The following is an 18,870-nucleotide window of genomic DNA, read 5'->3' on the forward strand; positions in this document are numbered from 1 at the left end:
CGTTTCTACCTGTTACGGAAGTGATGTCTCCCGCTTTTGGTTCCGGTCCGCATCGACCTTGGACAGAAGGATTAATTGCGTTGACTGCGGACGTCGCCGGGGAACCCACAGCCCGACCTGTGCCAGCATCCGCCCGGAGACCGTCACCCCGCCGGTCGGACCGGCCGGGTCCAGCGGTGGGCTCATCGAGGTGGTGTGCTCACCGACCGGCCCGAGCCAGCTCACCGCGTACTGCGCCGAGGCATCCAGGTCGGGCACCCGCAACGTGGCGCCGCGGTTGCTCCAGCCCTCGTCGAGCTGCACGTGGGCCAGCACTGCTTCCGAACGATCGGCAGCGATCACCCCGTGGGCCAGAAGCGCCGGGTCGGGCTGGTCGATGCGAACGGTACGGCCCGAATGCAGCAGCGGCCGGAAGCGCTTGTGCAGGGCTACCCAGTCGGCGAGGTCGGCCAGATCTTCTGCAGAAGCCTGGCCCAGGTCCCACTCCAGGCCGAAGCCCAGGAAGAACGCCGTGGCTGCGCGGAAGTCCAGGCTGAAGGCTCGCTGGGTCTGGTGCGAGACCGGGGCCGAGATGTGCGCGCCCAGGTATTCCGGGGCCACGATCTGGGTGGTCCAGCGCTGGATTTCCTGCCGGGCCAGGGCGTCAGTCATGTCCGAGGTCCAGAATCGTTGCACGTGTTCGATCACGCCCAGGTCGATCCGCCCGCCGCCGGAGCCGCACGACTCCCAGGCGACGTGGGGATGGCGGGAGCGCAGGTCGTCCAGCAGCCGGTAGTAGGCCTGGTTCTGGGCGCGGGCGGTGGGTGTGGTCCCGGCCTCGAGCAGGTCGCGGTTGTGGTCCCACTTCACGTAGTCGATCGGGGCGCTGCTCAGGACGGCGCTGATCTGGTCGCGGACCTGGGTGAAGGCCTCGGGAACGGTCAGGTCGAGCACGTGCTGGTCGCGGTGCATCAGCGGTACTCGCCCGGCGGCCTGCAGGATCCAGTCCGGATGGGCGCGGAACAGGTCGGAGTCGGGATTGACCATCTCCGGCTCGAACCACAGGCCGAACTCCATCCCCAGCCCGCGCACGTGCTCGGCCAGGCCCTTGAGGCCGTCCGGCCACACGTCCGGGTCGATCCACCAGTCGCCCAGACCGGCGTTGTCGCTGCGGCGGGAGTGGAACCAGCCGTCGTCCAGCACGAAACGTTCTACCCCGATGGACGCCGCGGTCTCGGCGAGGGACTTCAGCTGGGTTTCGTCGTGGTTGAAGTAGACCGCTTCCCAGACGTTGAGCGTGACCGGCTGCTCGTCCGGGTGCGCGGGCAGGGTGCGCTGCCAGGTGTGCAGGGCGAAGGCTGCGTCGTCGAGGCCCTGGTCGGAGGCGACGACGAAGACCCAGGGCATGGTGTAGCGCTCGCCCGGGCCCAGGACGACCTCGCCGGGCAGGAGTAGTTCGCCACCACTGAGAACTGGGGACGTCTCTGGTCCTCTTTGCGCGGCGAGCACGGCGTTGCCACTGGTCGCCACCGACATGGACAGCAGCCGGCCGTGGCTGAAACCGAAGCCCGGGGTGCCGGCGATCAGGGCGGTGGGGGAGTCGAGACCGGTCTTGCCGCGCCGGTTCTCGCGCAGCCACAGGCCGTTGGTCAGGTGGTGCCGCTGCGGGAGTCTCTCCCGCTCGTGGCGACCCGAGAAGTCCAGCAGCTCAACGGCGTCCTCTGGTAGTGGTACTGAGAACTCCAGCCCTTCCAGCAGATACGGCGTGCTGCCGGTGTTGGTGAGGATGTGCCGGCCCCGGATCGCCCCGCCGGCCAGCGTTTCGATCTCGGTGCGCAGCTGCAGTTCGGCCAGCGGGTCTTCGGCGTCCAGCTGCAGAACCTGATTGAGGACGTTCGGCTCGCCTTGGGGCTGGAAGGCGGTGGTCCACGCGAGTCCGGCTCCGGTGGGGCCGGCCAGCCGGTGGCCGCGCAGTCCGGGGCGGGTGTAGGCGCCCCGGGACTGCTCGATCAGCGTGGGCGTGCCGCGGTGCGGTTCGTTCAGGCCCAGTAAGGGGCCGCTGCGGCGACCCAAAAGCCCTTGGAATCCTTGGTGATCGGACTGATCGAGGCCAGTCGAAGCGTCCCAGGTTCCGATCCAGCCGACCACGGGAATGCGGGCGGGGTCTGAGTCGGTGTCCAGGGCGATCGTGGTGCCCGATCCGGTGACAGGGAAGAGCAAGGCAGATCCTTTGCGGTTCGGGTTATTTGACGGCGCCGCGGACCACGCCGGAGATGACCCAGCGCTGCGCGAAGACGTAGACCAGGAACAGCGGGGCCATCGCCATCAGGTAGCTGGCGAAGGCGACCGGGTAGTTGGTCTGGAACTGGGACTGGAACACGTACTGCACCAACGGCAGGGTGGCCGAGTCGGGGTTGGAGAGGATGACCAAGGGCAGCAGGAAGTCGTTCCAGGCCCACAGGCAGGTCAGGATGCCGACGGTGGCGTTCATCGGGGCCAGCAGCGGGAAGATCACCCGCCAGAAGGTGGCCCAGGTGGAGGCGCCGTCGATCGCTGCCGCCTCTTCCAATTCCCGCGGGATCGAGTTGATGTAAGCAGTGAAGATGAAGATGTTGAAGGCCAGGCCGTAGACCACGTACAGCAGGATCAGCCCGGCCCGGTTGTCCATCCCGAGCAGCGCGGTCTGCTTGGCCACCGGCAGCATGATGATCGGGAACGGCACGAACAACGCCGAGACGAAGTAGAAGTACAGGCCGCGGAAGAACTTCCGGTGCATGTTGCGGGCGATGGCATAGGCCACCATCGAGTTGGTCAGCAGGGTCAGCACCACCGCCCCGACCGTGATCAGGGCGCTGTTGAGCGCCGCGGTCGGGAACCTGGTCAGCTCCCAGGCGGTGCGGAAGTTGGACCACTCCAGGCTCTCGGGCAGGCCGAAACCGGTGCCGCCGAGCTGGTCGGGGGTCTTCAGCGCGGTGACCACGGCGAAGTACAGCGGGATCAGGATGGTCAGGGACAGCACGGCCAGCAGGGCGGTGAGCCACCAGTTGATCTTGTGAGTAGTCATCAGACGCTCGTCTCCCGCTTCTGGAGGAATCGCAGCTGCAGGATGGACAGGGTGACGATGACGATGAAGAAGATCACCGAGTTGGCGCTCTGGTAGCCGTATTCGCCGCCCTGGAAGCCGCCCTTGTAGATCAGCAGGGCCACCGACTCGGTCGAGGTGCCGGGCCCGCCTCCGGTGAGGGCCACGATGTGGTCGAAGACCTGCAGGAAGCCCTTGAGCGAGAGCACCATGTTGATCGTGAAGAACCCGGCGATCATCGGGAAGGTGATGCTGCGGAACTGCCGCCAGGCGCCGGCCCCGTCGATCGCGGCGGCCTCGTACAGGTCGGTCGGCACGGTCTGCAGCCCGGCCAGGTAGATGATGATGTTGAAGGCGGCCGACTGCCAGACCGCCAGGATCACGATGCCCAGCCAGGCGGTGGAGGCGTCGGTCAGCAGCGAGGTGGACAGCCACTCGATGCCGAGCTTCTCGCCCAGGGCCGGCAGCGAGTTGGAGAACAGGTAGTTGAAGATGTAGCCGACGATCAGGATGGCCAGGATGTTCGGCACGAAGTAGACCCCGCGCAGCGTGGTGCGCCACTTGATCCGGGCGTTCAGGCCGATCGCGATGCCCAGGGCGATGATGTTCACCGCGACCGTGGCCACGGCGGCGATCAGGAAGGTGAAACCGTAGGCGTGCAGCACCCGGGCGTCGGTGAACAGCGCCAGGTAGTTGCGCAGGCCGACGAAGTCGAAGGTGCCGTAGCCGGGGGAGTCGGTGAAGCTGTAGAAGACGCCCTGGATCACCGGGACGGTGTGGAAGACGAAGAACAGCACCAGGGCCGGGGCGACCATCAGGTAGAAACTGGTGCGCGGGGAGAAGCTGCGTTTCGGCCGGGGCTGTTCGTGGGTCTGGGCGGCGGTCGCGGTGCTGGTCGTGGTCACTGGATCGCTCCCAATCCCCAGGTGCGCCGGGCGGCCACCTTGTCCCAGTCGGAGTCGAGATTGCCGAGGAACCCGCGGGAGTCGCCGTCCAGGAGGAATTCCTGCAGCAGCGCGCCGAGCGGGATGGCCGGGATGAACTGGTGGTCGGTGAAACCGTCGATCCGGCCGGAGTCGATGTACTCGCGCACCCCGGCCAGGGCCGGGTCGTCGTTGCTCAGCCCGTCCAGGGTGGGGACGGCCACCTGTGCGTCGCAGTAGGCGCTCATCACGTCGGCCTGCATCAGGAAGCTGATGAACCGGTCCACCTCGGCCGGGTGCGCGGAGTCCTTGTCCGCGGTGATCAGCACGTCCACGCCGGAGACGATGGTGGTGTCGGCCGGGTTGTCGGTGGCCGGTAACGCCATGCTGCCGATCGTGAAGTCCGGCTCGGCCAGGCGGATCTGGGGTACTGCGTAACTGCCGAGCAGCAACATCGCCGACTCGCCGCGTCCAAAAGCAGCGGTGCCGTCCTCGTATCCCTTCGAGAGCGGGTCCGGCTGGGTGTACCGGTAGAGCTGGGCGAGCTTGTCGGCGGTGCTGGCCCAGCCCTGGGCGAAGGTGGTCTCGTCGCCGAACCGCTCCTCGAAGAAGGCGTCGGGCTGCAACTGGGCCGACAGCGAGGCCAGTGGCGACTGCGGCGTCCAGTTGTCGGCGAGCATCCCGTAGAACGGGGTGATGCCGGCGTCCTGGAAGGTCTGGGCGGCGGCGATCAGCTCGTCGAAGGTCTGCGGCACCGCGACGTCGTACTCGGCGAACAGGTCCTCGTTGTAGAGCAGGCCGCTGGCGTTGGCGGCGAACGGCACGCCGTTGATCTCGCCCTCCCCGCCCCGGCCGAGGTCACCGATCACGTCCAGATAGGCGTCGTTGACCGGGTCCAGCACCGGGTCGGAGCTGAAGTCACGGAAGATGCCAGCGCTGGCCAGTTCTCCGTAGGTGCCGTTGCCGTTGAGCGTCATCACGTCCGGCACGTCGTCCTTGACCAGCCGGGTGCGCAGGGCGGTCTCGGAGTCGGCCGGGTTGTCGACGAGCACCCGGATGTCCGGGTTCTGCGCCTCGAACTGCCGGGCCAGGTCCTGGAAGTAGGCCTGGGCCTCCGGCTTGAACTGGAAGAAGGTGATGGTGGTGCGGCTGTCGGACGAGCAGGCCGACAGGAGGCCGCCGAGCAGGCCTGCGGCGGCGGCCAGCGCGAGCAGGCGGGCCCTGGGCCTGCGGCCGCGGCGCCGATGAGATCGAGGTAGCAACGCTGCTCCCGGTGAACCGAGTGGCTGTTAGTTTCTTGCTGGCTGAAAATAAGCCGGAACCCGGCTTGAGGGCAAGAGGGCAACCCCCGGTGCTGCGGCGACCGGTTCGGGTCCCGGGAGTCCGGGCGGTCAAGTCAGGAACCGATGAACGGGGCCAGGAGGCAGAAGATCGAGCGTTCCGGTGGGAGGGAAGCAGTCCGGCCGCATCGTTCACCGATATTAGTTTCGTACTGGATGGAAATAAGGTCTGAGGGCCGGGGACCGGGGTAAGTTGCTGCGGTGTCCGATTCGACGAACGGCCTGCCGCCCCGCGCGCTGGCCGTGACCAGGCATCTTCTCACCCACGGCCCGGCCACCCGCTCGGGCCTGGGGGCGGTGTTCCAGCTGTCCGACGCCTCGATGTCGCGGGTGGCGCGGCAGCTGGTCGAGGCCGGGGTCGTGGCCGAGGAAGCTGAGCGCACGGGAGACGCCACGATTGGCCGGCCCCGTCAGATCCTGACCGCGGTACCCAACAGCCGGCACGTCGTCGGGGTGAAGCTGACCGGGGACACCGCGTACGGCGTGCTGTGCGATCTGGCCGGGACGGTCATCGCGCTGGCCAGCCTGCCTCTGCCGGAACGGGTTGACGGTGTGGTCCCGGTCGATCGCACGGTGAAGGTGGTGCGGCAGCTGGCTGTCCGGCTGGGCAAAAAGGTGCCGCGCATCGACGGTCTGGGCATCTCGCTCGGGGGCGTGATCGAAGGGCGCTCGGTGGTCGGTGACGGCGTCTTCCTGGGCTGGCACGACGTTCCGCTCGGCGATCTGGTGAGCGAAGCCTGTGGCGTTCCGGCGGTTCTCACCAACGACGTGGTCGGGCTGGCCCGTGAGCAGCTGTGGTTCGGGGCCGGGCGGACTCATGACACGTTCGGGGTGATCACCGTCGGGGCCGGTCTCGGGTACGCCGTGGTGCGTGAGGGGCAGGTGCTGGAGCATCTGATCGACAACGGGCACCTGCTGTCGCATTCGCCCTTGGACGTGTCGGGTCCGGTGTGCCGGCAGGGTCACCGTGGGTGCGTGTCGGCGTATCTGGATCGTATGGACGTGGCGGCGCGGCTCGGTCTCGACGGCGCGGACGTGACCTTCGAGCAGTTGGCGCAGCAGGACCCGGACTGGTTCGCCGGGGCGGCGCGGGCGCTGGGGCATCTGATCGCCACGGTGGCCGGGGGACTGCAGACCGAGCGGATCGTGCTGGCCGGTGAGGACGTGGCCACGCTGTACGGGCACCCGATCGCCACCGAGACCTTGGCCGGTCGCATGCCTCCAGGGGCCGAGCCGCTGGAGGTCAGCACCGAGCCGCTGGGGTTCACCGACTGGGCGCGGGGTGCGGGCGTGGTGAGTATCCAGGCCGTTCTAGGTGCTTTGTAGACGCCCTGCGTTGCACGGAATCACCAGGTCAAGCGTCACATTGCGGGCCCGGCCGGGGGCTGACACTCTCCTTGGGCTCGGGGAGGAACAGCTGGATATCGGCAGGAGTACGTAATGGTGGGGTTGAAAATGCTGAGGACTTTGGCGGCGTCGTCCGTAGCGGTAGGGCTGCTGGCCGGGTGCGCCAGCAGCAATGCGGAGACCGAGGCCACGAGCGCGCCGGCGGCCAGCAGCACGTCCGGCGCCTCGGCTGGTGCCGAGGAGCTTCCCGAGAACCTGGCGGATGTGGAGCTACGCAACCTGGCTGACCCGAGCGCCTCGCCCAAGAGCCTGGCCGAGGTCATCGTCGGGGAGGGTGACAAGCCCAGCAACGAGGAAGTGCGCCAGGAGCTGATCAAGCTTCGCGAGGAGTGGAATGCCGGCCTGAGCGACCTGGATCAGTCGCAGTACCAGGCATCGCTGGAGAAGCATCTGCTGGACTCCTCGGCCCGGTTCGGCGAGGACCACCTGGACGTGGTCAGCTGCCAGCTGGTGGCCGACGTGGTGATCGGCCTGAAGTCCAACCGTGAGGCCGGTAACGACTTCACCACCGAGGAGGCCGCCGAAGGCCTGCGCTGGACCCTCGACCTGATCGTCCAGGGCGCCACCGGCGAGAAGAAGACCACGGTCGAGCAGGCCGGCGTGGACGAGCTGATGAGCGGCGAGTGCGCCGACATCCGCGCCCTGGCCCTGGAGTACAGCGGCGTCTCCAACCTCAACGACCTCTAGGGCGAGGACGGCTGGAACGGCCAGCCCAGAAGGGCGGTGTCGGCGATCGGCTGCAGTTCCTCGCGGCTGAGCCCACCGGCGGCCTGGACCGCGATGCCGTAGGCCACTGTCAGCAAGTACCGGGCCAGCTGGTCGGGGTCGGCGCTCGCGGGCAGATCGCCTTCGTCGACGGCCCGCTGGAAGCGCTGGCGCATCAGGGCCCGGCCCTCCGCGCGCCAGGCGACCAGGGCCTGGTGGGCGGCCTGGCCCAGCTCGCTCGTGGCCAGTGCGCCCTGGACGCCGAGACATCCGGCCGGAGTGTCGATGCCTGTGGTGGTGACGACCGCGCCGTTGAGGAAGGCCTCGGCCGCGGCGCGGGCGGTGGGCTCGGCCGCGGCCCGCCGACCGTAGGCGGCCGGGCCCTGGTCGTAGCGGGCCAGGGCCTTCAGGAACAGCTCGTCCTTGTTGCCGAAGGCCCGGTACATGCTGGTCTTGGTGATGCCCATGGCCTCGGTCAGGTCGCTGAGGCTGGCTCCCTCGTAGCCCTGTTTCCAGAAGACCAGCATCGCGCGCTCCAGCGCCTCCTCGGCGTCGAAGCCCCGCGGGCGCCCGCTCGGCTGACTCATCCCGCCACTCTACCGCTTCGGTACCGATCGGTTCCGATGTGCTACGTTCACCTTCGGTACCGATCGGTACCGAACTGGTGGAAGGGGCAGTCATGGGTCAGCTCGACGGCAAGACCGCAGTTGTCACCGGCGCAAGCGACGGGATCGGCCTGGGAGCGGCCCAGCGCCTGGCCGCCGAAGGCGCACACGTGTTCATCACCGGCCGGCGCGAAGCCGAGTTGGAGGCGGCGGCCCAGGCCATCGGCTCCGCCACCGCAGTACCCGGGGACATCGCCGAACCGGCCGACCTGGACCGGCTGTACGAAGCCGTGCGAGCTCGGGGCCAAGGGCTGGACGTGGTGTTCGCCAACGCCGCCACGGCCGGTTTCGCCCGGATCGACGAGATGGACATGGAACTGCTGGACACGATCTACCGGGTCAACATCCGCGGCACCGTGCTCACCGTGCAGAAGGCGCTGCCGTTGCTCAACCAGGGCGCCTCGATCATCCTCAACGCCTCCACCCGGGCCGACGACGGCTGGGAAGGCTTCGGTGCCTACGGCGCCAGCAAGGCCGCGCTGCGGCTGTTCGGCCGCACCTGGGCCAACGAGCTCAAGGACCGCGGGATCCGGGTCAACACCATCTCACCCGGAGCCATCGCCACCCCCGCCGTGGCCAAGATGGTGGGCCAGGACAACGCCGAGGCCGTGGAGGCCACCTTCCGGGCGAAGGTCCCGCTGCAGCGTCACGGCACGATCGAAGAGGTGGCCGCCGCGGTCGCCTTCCTCGCCTCACCACAAAGCAGCTTCGTCCTGGGAGCCAACCTCTACGTCGACGGCGGCGAGAACGGCATCCGGGTCTGAACACGCTCAAGGTCCCCCTTCCACCCGTCGAAATCATGCGACGGCGGCGGAAGGGGGACTCATGCGCGCGGTGCGCTGGTCGGGCGTTGCCGTCGTGCTGTCCCTGATCGCCTACTGCGTGCTGGTCGCCCTGGCCAAGGCCGACCTGTTCCACCAGAACTGGTTCGTCCTGGTGGTGATGCCGCAACTGGTCTTCGCCGGCAGCGCGGTGACCTGCCTGCTGCGCGCCGCCCGGGTCCCCGGCGACCGGCTGGCCTGGGCCTTCATCAGCGCTGGGCTGGCCTGCTACTCACTGGGCACCGTCCTGTGGCAACTGGTCTACGAACGTCGCGCGGAAGTCCCCTATCCCAGTCCGTCCGACTTCCTCTGGCTGGCCATCGCCCCGCTGTCGGTGATCGGCATGTGGCTGATGCTGCGCTCGCGCCTGGGCAACCGGCTCAGCGCCCTGCTCGATGCGGTGGTGGCCGGCCTGGGCGTCGCCTCGGTCAGCGCCCTGGTGGTCTTCCCCAAGATCACCGAAGGGGCCACCCACGCAGAAACCCTGGCCGCAGTCGTCACCAATTTCGCCTATCCGGTGGTCGACCTCGCCCTGGCCGCCGCCGCCATCGGCGCGATGGTCGCCCTGTCCGCCTGGCGTCACCCCACCTGGCTGCTCCTGGTGTCCGGTTTCGTGGTGTTCACCGTCGCCGACACCGTCTACCTGTTCCTCCTGCTGGACGGCTCGTTCGTGCACGGCGGCTGGAACGACGCTTCCTACATGATGGCCGCGGCCCTGATCGCGCTCGCGGCACTGCGCCGCAGCGCCGACGAAGTCACCACACCCGGCAACCGCAACCTTGAGTTCCTCAGCCCGCTGCTGTTCGGCCTCCTGCCCATCGGCGTCCTGATCACCACCTCCGTGCACGCGGCTCCGCTGGCGGTCGGCCTGGCCGTGGCCGCCCTGGCCGCGCTTGCGACCCGCACCGCCCTGGCCATGCGCGAGGTGGTCGCCCTGTCCGACCAGCGCCGCCTGGCCCGCACCGACAGCCTGACCGGCCTGCCCAACCGCCGGGCCCTGTACGACCTGCTGTCGGGGATCAGCACGGGATCGGTGATGATCATCGACCTGGACCGGTTCAAGGAGATCAACGATGCGCTCGGCCACCAGGTCGGCGACGAACTCCTGCGTCAGGTCTCGGCCCGGTACGTCGCCAACGTGCCCCCGCCCGGAGTGGTCGCCCGCCTGGGCGGCGATGAGTTCGCCGTGCTGCTGCCGGAAACACCCAGAGACGTCGCCGCCCGCGCCGCGGCCGGCCTGCTGGAAGCCCTGGAACGCCCCTTCATCGTCACCGACACCCTGCTGCACGTCGGCGGCAGCATCGGGATCACCGCGCTGCGCCCGGGCGCAGCCGTCGGCCGGGCCCTGGCCGAGGCCGACATGGCGATGTACCGGGCCAAGAAGGCACGCACCGGGTTCGAGGTCTACGACGACGCCCAGGACAGAGACGCCTGGGACCGGCTGGCCATGGTCGAGGCGCTGCGGCTGGCACTGGATCGCGGCCAGCTCTCACTGGCGTTCCAGCCGATCGTGGACGCGCGCACCCGCCGCCCACGGTCGGTGGAGGCCCTGGTCCGGTGGATTGATCCGGAACGGGGATTCGTGCCGCCGGACGTGTTCCTGCCGCTGGCCGAGCACGCCGGGCTGATGCCGCTGGTCACCCGGAACGTGCTCGACCTGGCCTTCGACGAGGCCCGGGAACTGCGGCAACTGGGGCACGAGATCGCGGTCTCGGTCAACCTGTCGGCCAGCGACCTGATCGACGGCCGGCTGGAGCACGAGATCGCCCAGCGGCTGATCGTGCGCGACCTGCCCGCCTCGGCGGTGAAGATCGAGATCACCGAGTCGCTGCTGGTGCACGGCGGCCGGGCCACCGAGTTCTTCCTGGCCGTGCGCGAGCTGGGGATGGAGCTGCTGGTCGACGACTTCGGCACCGGCTACTCCAGCCTGGCCTACCTGCACGACCTGCCGGTCTCCACGCTGAAGATCGACCGGGCCTTCACCAACCGGCTCACCACCGACCCCCGCACCGCGATCATCGTCGCCTCGACCATCGACATGGCCCACCGGCTCGGCCTCAACGTGGTGGCCGAGGGCGTGGAGACCGAGGACGAACTGGCCCGGCTGCAGACCGAGAACTGCGACCTGATCCAGGGCTACCTGATCTCCCGGCCACTGCCTGCCGCCGACCTGCACACCTGGCTGAGCACTGCTGCTGAGGAGCAGCGCCCGCCCGAGACCTCCGCTCAGCCCGGGCGGGCCCAGATCCCTCGCCAGCGCAGCTCAGCCGAGCGTCACTCGCCGGCCTCGTAGTCGGCGTCCATCGCCTTGAACATGTCCGCCCCGGTGCTCTGCTTGCTGAAGATCTCCTGCAGCCCGCTCAGCATGGTCTGCTGCACCTTCGGGTTCGGCCACAGCTGATCCATGAACGGCACCGTGCGGTCACCGTTGATGTAGGTGCCCACGTCCTCCAGCGCCGGATCGACCGTGGCCCCGCTGTCCGGCAGCGCCGGGATGCCGCCCTGCGCCTCCACGAAAAGCTTCATCCCCTCCGGCGACATCACGAAGCTGACGAACTTCAGCGCCAGATCCTGGTTCTTGGTCTTGGCGTTGATCCCGTACCCCGCCCCGGCCGCCGCCGGGATCAGCAGCTTCGACTCATCGTCGAGCGCCGGCAACGGCTTGAACGTGAACGTCGCGTCCGGGTTCTTCTCCTTCAGCAGCGACACGATCCAGTTGCCCTGCACCACCCCCAGCGTCTTGCCGTCGGCCGCCAGCGCCTGCGACGCCTCGTAACTGGTTCCCAGCGGGTCCTTCTGGAAGCACCCGGCGTCGTACATCTCCTGGTACTTGGCCAGCGCACCCTCCCACGCCGAGCCGGTGAAGGTGGCCTGCCCGGCCGCCATCTTGGTGTCGAAGTCCGGGTCCTCGGGGTACAGCTCGCTGGCCACCAAGGAATAGAGGACGAGTTGGGTCACCCAGTTGTCCTGGATCCCCAGGGCGTAGGCCGGGGTCTTCTTCTCGGCCGCGGCCTGGCAGAACGGGATGACGTCCGACCAGGTCGCGGGCGCCTCCAGCCCGGACTTCTCCAGCGCCTCGACGTTGTAGATCGCCCCGATCGCGTTCAGCCCGTACACCGCGTTGTACGTCTTGCCCTCGTACTGGGTGACGGTCTTCAGCGCCTCGGGGTACTGACCGGCCCAGGGCTGATCGGAAAGGTCCATCAGGTAGCCCGGTTTGGCCAGCACATAGGTGGCGCCCGGGTTGCCGTTGCCCGGCCACACGCTCATCACGTCCGGCGCGGTGCCGGAGGCCAGCTGGGTGCGGATCTGCTGCTGGTACTGGTCGGCGGCGCTGGTCGTGTACTCGACCTTCACCCCCGGATTGGCCTTCTCGAACGCCTCCACCACCGGCTCGATCGAGCCCTGGTCGACCGAGGCCAGAGTCAGGGTCTGCGAGCCGCCATCACCCCCGTCGTTGTCCGAGGCGGCCTGGGTACCCCCGGCGCAGGCGGCGAGCAGGGCGGCGGCAGCGCCCACAGCTATCACTTTCGGCATTCTGCGGTTCATGGTCTCTCCTGCTGGACGACGTTGTTGCAGCGGGAATTGCGGACGTTTCTGTGCGGGTTTCAGCGGTAGGCGCCAGTGAGTTCGTAGGTCCCGGAGGACAGCCGGTACACGCCCGGCGCGATCGGCTCCGCTCCTTCGACAGCGCTCACACTGGCCGGATCATCGGTGGGCATGTGCAGCACGGCCGTGGCTCCCGGGGGAATCGTGGCGGTGACGCGCACCTGCCCGTCCTCCAGTTCCCAGCCACACGCGACCAGACCCCGCGCGGTCTCCTGCGAAGCCTTGGCCCAGGTCAGGGTGCCACCAGGGGTGGGACGCAGCAGCAGCTCGGAATAGGCCACGGACTGCGGGGTCTGGTCGATCCCGGCCACCCGCCCGTACAGCCAGTCGCCGATGCTGCCCAGGCTGTAATGGTTGAACGAGTTCATCGACGCCGACTGGAACCCGGCATGCTCGGTCCAGCCGTCCCAGCGCTCCCACAGCGTCGTGGCACCGTTGCGGATCGAGTACCCCCAGGACGGGTACTCCTCCTGCTGCAGCAGCGCATACGCCACATCCGCGTGACCGTGCTCGGCCAGCACCGGACACAGCAGGTTCACTCCGGCAAAGCCCGTGGTCAGCCGATTGCCCCGGCCCTTCAGATCCGCCACCAGATGCCCCACCGCCGCCGGGACCAGGTGCTCCGGCAGCAACCCGAAGCCCAGCGCCAGCAGATACGAGGTCTGGGTATGACCGTGCACTGTGCCGTCAGCCCCGACGAACTCCGCCACGAACGCCTGCTGAACGCTCTCGGCCAGAGCCCGGTACTGCGCGGCCGCAGTCTCGTCCTGCAGCACCTCCGCCGCCTCGGCCACGATCTGCGCGCTCCGGGCGAAGTAGGCGGTGGCCAGCACCTCGCGCGGTGTCCACGCATCCACCTGCAGCCAGTCCCCGTACGAATTGCCCGCGCGCGTGCGCCAGATCAGGTCCGGGTTGTGCCGACGGATGAAGTCCACCCACGCCCGCATACCCCCGAAAGCCAGCTCGAGCGTCCTTAAATCACCGTACGCCCGATACAGATGCCACGGGATGATCACCCCGCCGTCACCCCAGGCCGGCGCCCCCTGGCGGTACAGCGAGACCACCGGGGCAATATCCCGGAACGCGCCCTCGTCGTCCTGACCGTCCAGCACATCCCGGATCCAGCGCGCGAAGAACGCCGACACGTCCGCGTTACGACTGGCCGTAGGAGCGAAAATCTGTGCGTCGGCCAGCCAGCCCAGGCGCTCGTCCCGCTGGGGGCAGTCGGTCGGAATGGACACCCAGTTACCGCGCTGACCCCACTCAATGTTGGACTGCAGCTGATTCACCATCGGGTCCGAGCACTCGAAGCTACCCGTCCACGGCGTATCGCTGTGCAGCACCTGAGCCTCGGCCTCGAACCGCTCAACCCCGCTGACCTCGGCGAACCGAAAGCCGTGGACCGTGAACAGCGGCTCGAACACCTCGGTCCCGGCGCCACTGGCAATGAACGTGTCGATGCACTCGGCCCGGCGCAGGTTGGCCACGTACAGCTCGCCGTTGTCCAGGATCTCGGCGTGCCTGATCACGACCTTGGCGCCGGCTTCGAGGCCGTGCACGGTCAGCCTGACCCGGCCGACCAGGTTCTGGCCGAAGTCCACGATGTGGCGTGCTGCAACCGGTTCCGGCTTTGACCCAGGACGTGTCCCGCCCACCCGGGAAGACGACTCGCCCTGCGTCAATGGTTCCGGCCGAGGCGATGCCAGGTCCACGATCGACACTGGCGCCACCACCCGCGTCACCCGCACCGGCTCGTCCGGCTCGGCAATCAACGGACCCGGCTCGGCATCCACCACCGCAACCGGCCGGAACCCGCTCTTGCGCCCGCCCCAACCGCCCGGGTTTCCCTCCGGCGCAACTGGCCCCGCGTCGTCCTCAAATCCTGGGGCGTCCCAGCCCGAAACCTCAGCCCGGGCGTCCATGTACTCGCCCATCAGCATGTCCGAGAACTGCACTGCGCCGGGCCCTTCCACCCACGCGCCGTCCGTGCTCACCGAGCGGGTAGAGCCATCTTCAAACCAGAGGACGAGCCGCGCCAGGAACGCCGGAGCGTCACCGTAGTGGGCAGCGGGCTTACGGGGATCAAAACCGACGTACCCCGACCACCAGCCGTCCGCGACCACCGCGCCCAGCACGTTCTCGCCCAACCGCAGCGCCGACGTCACATCGTGGGTCTGGTACTGCAGCCGGTGCCGGTACTCCGTCCAGCCCGGAGCCAATTCTGCATCCCCGACGCGAGAACCGTTGAGCCGAGCTTGATAAACTCCGTGCGCGGTCGAGTACAAGCGGGCGCGCACCGGCTGACGGTCCAGCACGAACGCTCGGCGCAGATACAGCGGCGGGGGTAGAGCATGCGTGGCCACCGTACGGTCGTGATCGATGGGAGGGTCCATCGGTGGCTGGTTCACTCCGTCGCGTCCCACCCACACCGCGTCCCATGCGTCCGGGCGTAGCAGGCCGGTCTCGAACCAGGAGTCCGCGCTGCCCGCCGGGGAACCGTTCTCGTCCCAGAGCAGCACCCGCCAGTGGTACCGCGTGGATGCCGCCAGCGCCGGCCCGTCCCAGGCAATCAGCAGCGACGATCCAGACTCGACCCGGCCGGTGTTCCACAGCAGACGCTCCGGTGCCGCCAAATCCTCAACGCTCAGCGCCGCAACGATCTGGTAGGCGCTCTGCGCAGCACCCTGGCGATCCGAGCGCAGCTTCCACGACAGGCGGGGTTGGGTCACATCCAGGCCCAGCGGGCAGGTGCGCTGCTCGGTGGTCAGTGCGTAGGGCGTCATCCCTTGAGTCCTCCCGCGAATCCGTTGATGATGCTGCGCTGCAGGGCGAAATAGACCAGCAGGATGGGGATCACGCTGATCAGCAGGGCGGCGAAGATCAGGTTCCACTCGGACACGTACTGCCCGACGAACCCGGCCACGGCCACCGGCATGGTCTGCTGCCCGCTGCCGCTCAGGTACAGCAGGGGAGTGAAGAAGTCGTTCCAGACGAAGACGGCGTTCAGCACCAGCGCGGTCACCGTGATCGGGCGGAGCATGGGGAACACCACGTGCCGGAACGCCTGCCAGTAGCCGCAGCCGTCGATCAGGGCAGCGTCTTCGAAGTCCCGGGGCAGGCCGCGGATGAAGCCGACGTACAGGAACGTGGTGAAGGGAACCTGCAGGCCGGAGTAGAACAGGATCAGGGCCCAGGCCTGGCCGAGCAGCCCGAGGTCGCGCATGGTCTGGTACAGCGGCAGGGTGGCCAGCTGGAACGGCAGGATCAGGCCGAGCATGATCAGCGCGAACGTGCCCCGCGACCAGTTCTTCTTCACCCGGGCCAGAGGGTAGGCGGCCAGCGCGGAGACAGCCAGGACGATCAGCACGCTGGCGGTGGTCACCAGCAGGCTGTTGCCCAGGGCTCCGCCGAGTGCCCCGTCGCGCCAGGCGTCGGTGAAGTTCGAGAGCGTGGGGGAGGTGGTCGGGCGCAGCGGGGACGAGGTGTCGGACGGGGCGCGGACGGCCAGGTTGATGAGGACGTACACCGGGAAGGCAATCACCAGGGCAACCGCGATCATGCCCAGCTCAAGGGCGAAAGTGGAACGGCGATAGCGGTTCACGAGATATCAGCCTCCCGGCGGGAGAGGAACGCGTACTGCCCGGCGGAGATCACGGCCACGATCACGGTGAGGACGACGGCCAGGGCGATGCTGTAGCCGAACTCGCCCAGCGTGAACGCGTCCTTGTAGATCAGGGTGGACAGGGTGTCGGTGGCGTGGCCGGGCCCGCCGCCGGTCAGGGCCCAGACCTGGTCGAAAAGCTTGATGCCGCCAATGATCGAGAGCATCAGGTTGATCGTGATGGCGGGGGCCAGCAGAGGACGGGTGACGGACCAGAAGCGCCGCACGGCACCGGCGCCGTCGATCGCCGCTGCTTCCTGCACCTCGCGGGGGATCGACTGCAGGCCGGCCACGAAGATCACCATGGAGTACCCGGCGAACTGCCAGACGATCACCGCGACCACCGACCAGAGCGCGAGCGTCGGATCGCCGAGCCAGTTCTTCTGCAGCGACTCCAGACCCAGCGCCCCGAACAGGGCGTTCACCGCGCCCTCGGGGCCGAGCAGGTTGCGCCAGAGGTAGGCGGTGACGATCGGGGTGATCACGGCGGGCGCGAACAGCAGCACCCGCAGCACGTTGCGCGACTTGATCGCCGAGTTCACGCCCAGCGCCAGCAGCAGGCCCAGCCCGTTCTGGATGATCGTGATGGCCACGGCGATGACCAGGGTGTGCCGGATCGAGGCGAGGGCATCCGGGTCGTCGAGCATGTCGGCGAAGTTGCCGAACCCGACCCAGGTGAAGTCGGGGGACAGGCCGTCCCAGTCGGTGAAGGCGTAGTAGACGCCCCGGGCGCTGGGGATCAGTACGACGAAGGCGAACAGCAGCAGGGCCGGTGCGGCGAACCACCACGGGGGAGCGGAGTGCCCGCGCCGGACCCGCCGCCTGCCGGGTGGCGCGGTGGCGCCGGCTGCTGGTGGGCGAGCCGGCGGACGCCCGTGCGAGGTGACCGTCATCAGGAGCCCTTTCCTCTCTGAAAGGTTTCAGACCGATGCCGTGCAGAGGCCGGATGGACTGTTCCGGAATGGGTAACGTTTTCCAACCGGTGCGCCGAACGTAGGTAGTTCGTGCGGAAGCGGTCAAGAGGGGACGGAACGACGCCGCGATCCTGTGCGACGAACGGTCCGAAGCGCGGCGAGGTTCGCAGGTGCGCCCTTGGGGCCCTCCGAGGTCAGGTCGTGAGATTGGGCAATCGGAGCCCATGTGGTGATAACAGGCTTCCGCGCGAGATTGAACCCGTCGCAGAAACGCCAACGCCGCCGAAACGGCGTCGGTTTCGCGGGTCTGCACAGAGGTCCGGTTGGGGGTCGCCGGCGGCCGAGATGGATGGGCTGGGTGCCGGAGTGGTATCGAAGATGTGTACATCGCGGGCATTCGGTACCGGGTGTACACGAGTGAGCGTGCTCGATCCTTCGGCACGGTACTGATCAAGAGCCGCCGGCCGTGGGCATTGCCGCGGATCGGGCAATCGTGTTAAACGTTGCCCACTCGATGAGGAGGGTCATGGATCCCGGTACCGGTACGCGGCGGGTGACGATCGTCGATGTGGCGGCGCATGCGCAGGTTTCCACCACGGCGGTCTCCAAGGTGATGCGCAATGCGTACGGCGTGAGCCCGGCGATGCGGGAGCGGGTGAACGCGGCGATCGCCGAGCTGGGGTATCGGCCTCGGGCGGCCGCGCGCGGCATGCGCGGGCGCACCTACACGATCGGTGTGGTGCTGCCAGACATCCGCAACCCGTTCTTCCCCGAGATCGTCGACGGCATCAGCGGGCACGTGCGGGACACCGAGTACCAGGTCATGCTCGGCACCGGGAGCCGGATCAGCCTGCCGGGGACCAGCGCCAGCGATGCCGAGGTCGAACTGCGGCTCATCGACTCGATGGTCGACCGGGGCATGGACGGCATGGTGCTGGTGGCGCCCGCCGCCGGGCAGAAGCGGGTGGACGAGGCCGCGGCCGGGGTGCCGTTGGTGGTGATCGGCCGGCACATGCGCTCGGCGCTGCACGACACCGTGGTCGACGACGATGCCCGCGGGGCGGCGCTGGTGGTGAATCATCTGGCGGATCTGGGGCACCGGCGGATCGCGCACATCGATCAGCGCGAGCCGGATCACGGCCGGGCGGCGACGATGCCGAATGCCGTGCGTACCCGGGGCTATCGCGATGCCATGACCGCGCAGGGGCTGGCCGGTCAGATCGACGTCGTGTCCACCGGATACACCGAGGAGGGCGGCTACCTGGGCGCCAAGCAACTGCTGGCGCGTGAGGTCCGGCCGACCGCGATTTTTGCCGGTGCTGACATCGTGGCCATGGGGGTGCTGACGGCGGTGGCCGAGGCCGGGCTGCGGGTGCCCGAGGACATCTCCGTGGCCGGCTACGACAACACGTCGTTCGCGGCGCTGGGGCCGATCGGGTTGACCAGTGTGGACCAGGCCGGGCAGCAGATCGGCGCGGACGCGGCCCGGTTGCTGCTGGAGCGGATCGCTCGCCGGGACCGGCCCTCGACGTTCATCACCACGTCACCCACACTGGTGGTGCGCCGGACCACCGCTGCCCCGCCGGGGTGACCACCTCGTCCTTTGGTGCCGGTTTCTGGGTATCTGTGCTGCATCCGGCAAAGTTCCCACTGCGGCAGGTGATGTTCCTCGCGGCCGGAAACGGGCGGGAATCCGGCTGATCGCCGCTGACCTTGCGGGATGCTGTGCGATCGACGGCGGCCCGATGTTCGGGGAAGATCACT

At 68.4% G+C, this 18,870-nt stretch carries 14 protein-coding genes; 5 read left to right on the plus strand and 9 right to left on the minus strand.

Annotated features, from left to right (window positions below; genetic code table 11):
* Window positions 1-12: 12 nt before the first annotated feature.
* From LR394_RS29445 to LR394_RS29460, 4 genes are all read right to left on the minus strand, one after another.
* On the minus strand, window positions 13-2,199 hold the full coding sequence (locus LR394_RS29445; RefSeq protein WP_231447843.1) for an alpha-galactosidase: 2,187 nt from the start codon (window positions 2,197-2,199) through the stop codon (window positions 13-15).
* A 22-nt stretch (window positions 2,200-2,221) separates the two neighbouring features.
* Window positions 2,222-3,043 (minus strand): carbohydrate ABC transporter permease, encoded by an 822-nt coding sequence (locus LR394_RS29450; protein WP_231447844.1) that lies wholly within the window; start codon window positions 3,041-3,043, stop codon window positions 2,222-2,224.
* Entirely contained in the window at window positions 3,043-3,876 is an 834-nt protein-coding gene (locus LR394_RS29455; RefSeq protein ID WP_269329987.1) for a carbohydrate ABC transporter permease, read from the minus strand. The genes LR394_RS29450 and LR394_RS29455 overlap by 1 nt, the downstream gene beginning before the upstream one ends.
* An 86-nt stretch (window positions 3,877-3,962) precedes the next feature.
* Window positions 3,963-5,246 (minus strand): ABC transporter substrate-binding protein, encoded by a 1,284-nt coding sequence (locus tag LR394_RS29460; RefSeq protein WP_231447846.1) that lies wholly within the window; start codon window positions 5,244-5,246, stop codon window positions 3,963-3,965.
* Between the two features lie 279 nt (window positions 5,247-5,525).
* Here LR394_RS29460 and LR394_RS29465 point away from each other — a divergent pair, with 279 nt between their 5' ends.
* Both LR394_RS29465 and LR394_RS29470 read left to right on the plus strand, forming a co-directional pair.
* Window positions 5,526-6,650, plus strand: coding sequence for an ROK family transcriptional regulator (locus LR394_RS29465; protein ID WP_231447847.1), 1,125 nt, complete (start codon window positions 5,526-5,528; stop codon window positions 6,648-6,650).
* Window positions 6,651-6,764: 114 nt separating this feature from the next.
* The gene (locus LR394_RS29470; RefSeq protein WP_231447848.1) at window positions 6,765-7,418 is read left to right on the plus strand and encodes a hypothetical protein; all 654 of its coding nucleotides are present in this window, start codon (window positions 6,765-6,767) and stop codon (window positions 7,416-7,418) included.
* Here LR394_RS29470 and LR394_RS29475 read toward each other — a convergent pair.
* Window positions 7,415-8,023 carry a TetR/AcrR family transcriptional regulator gene (locus LR394_RS29475; RefSeq protein WP_231447849.1) on the minus strand — a complete coding sequence of 203 codons (609 nt, stop codon included), beginning with the start codon at window positions 8,021-8,023 and terminating at the stop codon, window positions 7,415-7,417. The two genes, LR394_RS29470 and LR394_RS29475, sit on opposite strands and share 4 nt — an antisense overlap.
* Window positions 8,024-8,115: 92 nt before the next feature.
* On the opposite strand from LR394_RS29475, the gene LR394_RS29480 reads away from it, so the two are divergent.
* Both LR394_RS29480 and LR394_RS29485 read left to right on the plus strand, forming a co-directional pair.
* Window positions 8,116-8,865 (plus strand): SDR family NAD(P)-dependent oxidoreductase, encoded by a 750-nt coding sequence (locus LR394_RS29480; protein WP_231447850.1) that lies wholly within the window; start codon window positions 8,116-8,118, stop codon window positions 8,863-8,865.
* A gap of 61 nt (window positions 8,866-8,926) precedes the next feature.
* On the plus strand, window positions 8,927-11,215 hold the full coding sequence (locus tag LR394_RS29485; RefSeq protein ID WP_231447851.1) for a putative bifunctional diguanylate cyclase/phosphodiesterase: 2,289 nt from the start codon (window positions 8,927-8,929) through the stop codon (window positions 11,213-11,215).
* Here LR394_RS29485 and LR394_RS29490 read toward each other — a convergent pair.
* The 4 genes from LR394_RS29490 to LR394_RS29505 are packed head-to-tail and all read right to left on the minus strand — an operon-like array spanning window position 11,197 to window position 17,085.
* Entirely contained in the window at window positions 11,197-12,471 is a 1,275-nt protein-coding gene (locus LR394_RS29490) for an ABC transporter substrate-binding protein (RefSeq protein WP_231447852.1), read from the minus strand. The genes LR394_RS29485 and LR394_RS29490 overlap by 19 nt on opposite strands.
* A gap of 59 nt (window positions 12,472-12,530) precedes the next feature.
* Complete coding sequence (locus tag LR394_RS29495; protein ID WP_231447853.1) at window positions 12,531-15,314, minus strand: alpha-L-rhamnosidase; 2,784 nt, start codon at window positions 15,312-15,314, stop codon at window positions 12,531-12,533.
* Entirely contained in the window at window positions 15,311-16,132 is an 822-nt protein-coding gene (locus tag LR394_RS29500) for a carbohydrate ABC transporter permease (protein WP_231447854.1), read from the minus strand. The genes LR394_RS29495 and LR394_RS29500 overlap by 4 nt, the downstream gene beginning before the upstream one ends.
* Window positions 16,129-17,085 (minus strand): carbohydrate ABC transporter permease, encoded by a 957-nt coding sequence (locus LR394_RS29505; RefSeq protein ID WP_231447855.1) that lies wholly within the window; start codon window positions 17,083-17,085, stop codon window positions 16,129-16,131. Before LR394_RS29505 ends, LR394_RS29500 begins: the two co-directional genes overlap by 4 nt.
* 547 nt (window positions 17,086-17,632) lie before the next feature.
* Between LR394_RS29505 and LR394_RS29510 the strand changes: the two genes are divergently transcribed.
* Window positions 17,633-18,697: a LacI family DNA-binding transcriptional regulator gene (locus tag LR394_RS29510; RefSeq protein ID WP_231447856.1), complete on the plus strand. Its 1,065-nt coding sequence runs from the start codon at window positions 17,633-17,635 to the stop codon at window positions 18,695-18,697.
* Window positions 18,698-18,870: the final 173 nt, after the last annotated feature.

It is taken from the genome of Kineosporia babensis, assembly GCF_021129305.1.
In the GTDB taxonomy this organism is placed as follows: domain Bacteria; phylum Actinomycetota; class Actinomycetes; order Actinomycetales; family Kineosporiaceae; genus Kineosporia; species Kineosporia babensis.

Bases quoted from the DNA above. Each gene is read 5' to 3' on its own strand.
- LR394_RS29505 (WP_231447855.1), bottom strand. From the start codon at position 17,085: ATGACGGTCACCTCGCACGGGCGTCCGCCGGCTCGCCCACCAGCAGCC.
- LR394_RS29485 (WP_231447851.1), top strand. From the start codon at position 8,927: ATGCGCGCGGTGCGCTGGTCGGGCGTTGCCGTCGTGCTGTCCCTGATC.
- LR394_RS29470 (WP_231447848.1), top strand. From the start codon at position 6,765: ATGGTGGGGTTGAAAATGCTGAGGACTTTGGCGGCGTCGTCCGTAGCG.
- LR394_RS29480 (WP_231447850.1), top strand. From the start codon at position 8,116: ATGGGTCAGCTCGACGGCAAGACCGCAGTTGTCACCGGCGCAAGCGAC.
- LR394_RS29495 (WP_231447853.1), bottom strand. From the start codon at position 15,314: ATGACGCCCTACGCACTGACCACCGAGCAGCGCACCTGCCCGCTGGGC.
- LR394_RS29455 (WP_269329987.1), bottom strand. From the start codon at position 3,876: ATGGTCGCCCCGGCCCTGGTGCTGTTCTTCGTCTTCCACACCGTCCCG.
- LR394_RS29510 (WP_231447856.1), top strand. From the start codon at position 17,633: ATGGATCCCGGTACCGGTACGCGGCGGGTGACGATCGTCGATGTGGCG.
- LR394_RS29490 (WP_231447852.1), bottom strand. From the start codon at position 12,471: ATGAACCGCAGAATGCCGAAAGTGATAGCTGTGGGCGCTGCCGCCGCC.
- LR394_RS29475 (WP_231447849.1), bottom strand. From the start codon at position 8,023: ATGAGTCAGCCGAGCGGGCGCCCGCGGGGCTTCGACGCCGAGGAGGCG.
- LR394_RS29450 (WP_231447844.1), bottom strand. From the start codon at position 3,043: ATGACTACTCACAAGATCAACTGGTGGCTCACCGCCCTGCTGGCCGTG.